The following is a 1,339-nucleotide window of genomic DNA, read 5'->3' as shown; positions in this document are numbered from 1 at the left end:
GATGCGGCTGTCTCCAACCCAACAGCAACATCAATTCCTGAATCACTTGCCCGCCTCCAACAAGTAGCCTTGGGCCCAACTACTCAAGACTTCAAAGAAGTTGGTACGGGAAATAAACCAATTTCCCAGCTAGTTGCTGACAATACTGGTACTGCTTTAGATAGCAGAATTGAAGCTGTGATATTGCCTGCTGGGATTGCCACTCCTGTTGTCAGCGGCGATGCAGATTTGGGCAGCAATTCTCCCAATTCAATTCTCGGTACAAATGGCGACGATATCCTGACGGGCGACAGCGCGAATAATGTGTTGATGGGCATGAGGGGCAATGATTCCCTCAATGGAAGTCTGGGGAATGACACTATTTTCGGTGGCAAAGGTAGCGATACAATCCTGGGAAGTAGCGGTGATGATGTCTTATTTGGCAACCGCGGTGCTGACTTTGTGAACGGCGATGATGGTAATGATATTCTTTACGGAGGTAAGGGAGATGATTTACTCAATGGCGGTTTGGGAATTGATACTTTGGTAGGAGGAATGGGAGTAGATAAGTTCCTACTCTCTACGAATTCCGGTACTGATACGATTACTGATTTTGAAGTCGGTAAAGATTTGTTAGTATTCGGTAACGGGTTGAGTTTCTCGCAATTGGCGATTAGTCAAGATAGCGGTGCAACTTTAATCCGGTTGGCACAAACAGGGGAGATTTTAGCTTTTCTCAGTGGTGTTTCGGCTAGCAATATTAGTGCCGTTAATTTCGGATTGATTTAAGAGCAATTTCGGGTTTCTGTCACGGATTCAGACATTCCGATCAACTCGTGATTCCGAGAGTACGACAGGGGTCTTTAACCCCTGTCTCAGAGAAACTAATCCCAACAATTCCAAGTGCAAAAGCATACTAGAAAATGTTCCCACTTCTAATCCAGACGCTTCCACAATTGTATCAAAAGAACTCGGCAAAGATGTGACACAGCGTCTTCCACAATTCTCTTTAACTCTGCTACTAAACCTCCGAGCCTCTCCTCCTACATTCTCCTGCCCATACTCGGCAGGGGAACTAAAATATTTAAGTATAATGATACTTGCTATTGAAGTGTTTTTATGTTGAATTCGCAACCTTGCACTGGCTAATCCGCAATATTACTTAATAGAAGTTCCCAACTTTATCAAAACTTTAATTAAATAGGGGTTTATAAAGAAAAATTTACAGAGATTTTATCAAAAAACAGTTATGGTTACTACAACCTTGAGAAAGTGTTTCCGATGCAAGTCGCGAAACAGGGAAATCCTTGTCTTTTTTTAGCTATTAGTAGGTGCAGTATGCCAAATTTAAATAATAAAG

Annotated in this window: 2 protein-coding genes; one reads left to right on the top strand and one right to left on the bottom strand. The window is 42.4% G+C overall.

Translation table 11 applies throughout. The features are described 5' to 3' along the window. Window positions 1-768, top strand: a 768-nt coding sequence (locus tag QUA23_RS30880) for a calcium-binding protein (RefSeq protein WP_333110747.1), incomplete at its 5' end; no start/stop codon positions are given. Window positions 769-795: 27 nt separating this feature from the next. Here the strand turns inward: QUA23_RS30880 and QUA23_RS31255 are convergent. Beyond that, entirely contained in the window at window positions 796-957 is a 162-nt protein-coding gene (locus QUA23_RS31255; RefSeq protein WP_445243543.1) for a hypothetical protein, read from the bottom strand. Window positions 958-1,339: the final 382 nt, after the last annotated feature.

The sequence above is a fragment of the Microcoleus sp. Pol1C5 genome, from assembly GCF_036701115.1.
Classification (GTDB): domain Bacteria; phylum Cyanobacteriota; class Cyanobacteriia; order Cyanobacteriales; family Microcoleaceae; genus Microcoleus.
Note: the sequence above shows the minus strand (reverse complement) of the source record. Positions and strands in the feature narration are given on the sequence as shown.